This window comes from Daejeonella sp. (assembly GCF_044232565.1).
Lineage (GTDB): Bacteria > Bacteroidota > Bacteroidia > Sphingobacteriales > Sphingobacteriaceae > Daejeonella.
The window spans coordinates 1-3,811 of sequence record NZ_JBIILQ010000260.1; the positions used below are offsets into that span (position 1 = coordinate 1).

4 protein-coding genes and 1 pseudogene are annotated in these 3,811 nt (G+C 35.9%); all 5 read left to right on the forward strand.

The window, feature by feature from the left end:
* A pseudogene (locus ACILQF_RS11615) lies at positions 1-375 on the forward strand (hypothetical protein); the annotation flags it as partial.
* A gap of 8 nt (positions 376-383) precedes the next feature.
* Complete coding sequence (locus tag ACILQF_RS11620; protein ID WP_395627570.1) at positions 384-953, forward strand: DUF4199 domain-containing protein; 570 nt, start codon at positions 384-386, stop codon at positions 951-953.
* Positions 954-1,102: 149 nt separating this feature from the next.
* Entirely contained in the window at positions 1,103-2,056 is a 954-nt protein-coding gene (locus ACILQF_RS11625) for a glycosyltransferase family 2 protein (RefSeq protein ID WP_395627571.1), read from the forward strand.
* Between the two features lie 68 nt (positions 2,057-2,124).
* Positions 2,125-3,090, forward strand: coding sequence for a glycosyltransferase (locus tag ACILQF_RS11630; RefSeq protein WP_395627572.1), 966 nt, complete (start codon positions 2,125-2,127; stop codon positions 3,088-3,090).
* A gap of 6 nt (positions 3,091-3,096) precedes the next feature.
* Positions 3,097-3,811, forward strand: a 715-nt coding sequence (locus ACILQF_RS11635) for a DUF975 family protein (protein ID WP_395627573.1), incomplete at its 3' end; no start/stop codon positions are given.

Sequence of the window (3,811 nt, forward strand, 5' to 3'; positions counted from 1 at the left end):
CGAGGAACGGAACTTCTCAATGTTTTACTCTATTTACAGGAATGCCAAGATGAGGCAATTGAGCCTGAACTGAGCGATTTTCTGCGTGAGTTTTTACTGGTGGATGAGGATGAGTTTCAAGATGAACATCGTATCTATGAAGTAGTTATTGCCAATCAAATTTTGGTGGAGAGTAGCTTAAAAGAAGTGGCAAGGGTAAGTTCTACCATACCAGAAGATTCTGAGTTGAAAGAATTGTTTTACCCAATGATTGGATTTTTCAGAGATCCTGATCCTGTAGATGAGGATTTTAACGAATTTATTAAATATAGCGCAAACCCTGATTTCGAATCTGCCGTTTATGCGCTTCTTATATCTTTTAACAACCAAAACTAAAAAAAAACATGGATTTAAAACTTCAAAATTTAAACAAACAAGCGAGTACAAATGGTATTATCGTTGGAATATTATCTGTCGTAATAGGAATTGTAGTTTATTATGCAGCGCCGTCACTACTAGGATCTATCGGGTTTGGAATCGGATCTATGGTAATTTCAATTTTGATCTATATTTTCTTTACACTCGACTTGAGAAAGAAAATTGGTGGATTTTGGACATTCAGAGAAGCATTAAAAGGTATTTTTCTAATGTCTTTTGTTGCAGGTTTACTTTATTCGGTGGTAAACTTTGCTTTCTACAAGTTTGTTGAACCTAATGCTTTTGAAACTGTTGCCACTTATATGGAAGCGGGAACAAGTAAAACCTTAGGAAATATGGGTATGGATCAAGATCAGATCGATGAGGCTATAAGTAAGCAAATGGAAGGTGTAAAAGAACAATACAATCCAACAGTGATGCAATTTTTTAAGAATCTTGGTATTGCAATACTTATCCAGTTTGTGATGTCACTAATTTTTGCTGCCATCTTTAAGAAAGAAGAGCCTATTTTCGCTTCTACAACGGAAGAAGAATAGATAATATTGAGTACAAAGTATTGAGTACAAAGTATTGAGTACAAAGTGCTTAGTACAAAATACATACTATTAAAACTGATTTCTATTTAAAAAACTAACTAATTTTTACTTTCTACTAACTACTGATTACTAACTACTACCTACTACCAATGAACATCTCCGTCATCATCCCTCTATACAACGAGGCAGAATCTCTGCCAGAGCTCACCAGCTGGATTAGCAGGGTGATGGACAAGCATTCATTTAGTTATGAAATTATCTTGGTTGATGATGGGAGCAATGATGATTCATGGGAGGTTATTGAGCACTTAAAAACAGTAAATTCAGCTATTGTTGGCATCAAGTTTCGCCGTAATTATGGGAAGTCGGCAGCATTAAATGTTGGTTTTGAGGCCTGCCAAGGTGATGTTGTTATTACTATGGATGCCGATTTACAGGACAGCCCGGATGAAATACCGGAACTTTACAGAAGAATTGTAGAAGAGAAATATGACTTGGTGTCTGGATGGAAACAAAAGCGTCATGATCCCCTTAGCAAAACTATTCCAACCAAGCTATTTAACCTAGTTACCCGCCGTATGTCGGGAATAAATAATCTGCATGATTTTAACTGCGGATTAAAATCTTATCGCAAAGAGGTAGTTAAAAGCATTGAGGTTTATGGTGAGATGCATCGTTATATTCCTGTGATTGCAAAATGGGCGGGATTCAAAAAAATCGGAGAGCAAGTAGTGGAGCATCGTGCTCGGAAGTATGGTACGACTAAATTTGGCTTCAGTCGCTTTTTAAATGGTTTTCTTGATCTACTTTCCATATTTTTTGTAGGTAAATTTGCCAAGCGTCCCATGCATTTTTTTGGTACAATTGGCGCTTTAAGCTTTCTTTTAGGTACCATAATGGCCTTGTGGATTATCATTGAAAAGCTCTACCACATTACCATGCACATTCGCTATACCCGCGAGGTAGTGGATCAACCACTATTTTACATCTCGCTTGTAGCAATTATTGTAGGTTTTCAGTTGTTTCTTACTGGTTTTATCGCCGAATTAGTTTCTAGAAATTCTACCGAAAGGAATGTATATCAAATTGAAAAAACTGTTTAAATTCTACCTTCAAATGAATGGGTTTCAGATATTTTTTTCAGTAAGCATTTAAATAGCGAGCATTTACCATGTTTTTTTCAATCATTATTCCACTTTATAATCGCCCTCAAGAGATTGATGAGTTGCTTCATACTTTAACGCAGCAAACTTATCTTCAGTTTGAAGTGATTGTTATAGAGGATGGCTCAACACTTGATGCAAAAGATATTGTGGATAGTTATGCAGATCGCTTAGATATTCATTATTATTATAAGGAAAACGGGGGACAAGGTTTTGCGAGAAATTTTGGCTTTGAGCGTGCCAAAGGCGATTATTTTGTGATTTTCGACTCTGATTGCCTCATTCCTATTGATTATTTAGAAATAGTTAAAAACTACCTCCTAGAGCATCAGCTCGATGCTTATGGTGGACCCGATGGTGCCCATCCTTCATTTACGCCGGTGCAAAAGGCCATTAGCTATTCTATGACTTCACCATTCACCACTGGTGGAATAAGAGGGAATAAAAAACACATCGGACAGTTTCATCCGAGAAGTTTCAATATGGGAATTTCTAGGGAGGTTTGGGAGCGTACTGGAGGATTCATACTTACTCGACTAGGGGAAGACATCGAATTTAGCATTCGCATTCAATCTATGGGTTTTAAAATTGGTTTAATTCCAGATGCCGTAGTGTTTCATAAACGTAGAACAGATTTGATGCAATTTTACAAACAACTGCACTTTTTTGGGCGGGCAAGAATTAATATTTATAAACACTTCCCTTCAGAGTTGAAGATTGTACATTTTTTTCCTGCATTATTTACACTTTTTTTGATTGTTAGCTTGATATTAAATGCTTTAGCTCATCCTTTGGCCGAATTTTGTAATACCTTGATAGCAATTTTCATTTTGTTGATATTTTTTCACTCGTGGAAGGTAAACAAATCAGCAAAAGTTGCATTTTTGAGTATTGCTGCATCCTTCGTGCAACTCATTGCATACGGACTAGGTTTTATGCAGGATTTTTGGAATAGAATAATTTTTAGAAAATAGAAATATATGAATCAGCGGATGTCTGTGAGTGCGATTTTGTCGGAGGCCTGGGAACTTGCAAAAAGAAATATTTGGATTTTGCTCGGTTTTACCGCAGTCCAATTTTTCTTTATTCTGTTCATTACAACCGTATTAAATGCTGTTTTGAATGAAACAGCTACGAGTGTGCTTGTGCAAAACGTGCTTTTAAGTCTTTTTGATGCTTTTTTTACAGTAGCATTCTACCAAGTATTCTTTAAATTAATAGATGATGATGATCATCCAGAATTCCCCGATTTTGTACCAAATTTGGTAAAGGCAGTCAACTTTTTGATTGTTAAATTGATTATAGGATTAATTCTTGTAGCCATCATTGCCTTTATTAGCACCATCTACTTCATAAATACCACTGAGATTGATACTAGCCAACCATTTAGCTGGGAACTTTTACCTATTTTTATTCTAATTGCTATTCCCATCATATTTTTTACCATTCGTTTGTGTTTTGTGGTATGTTTTATCGTTGATCAGGAATCGGGTTCTTCAGAATCTATCAGTCAGAGTTGGACCATTACCAAAGGTCATTTTTGGTTTATCAGTCTCCTGTTTTTGGTAATGTTAGGCCTCAATATTTTGGGTGCCATGGCACTATTTATTGGTTTATTATTTACCGTTCCTTTCTCCAGTTTAATTCTGATCATTACATATCGTCATTTGGTAAATAGTTATACAGATGAGGAAG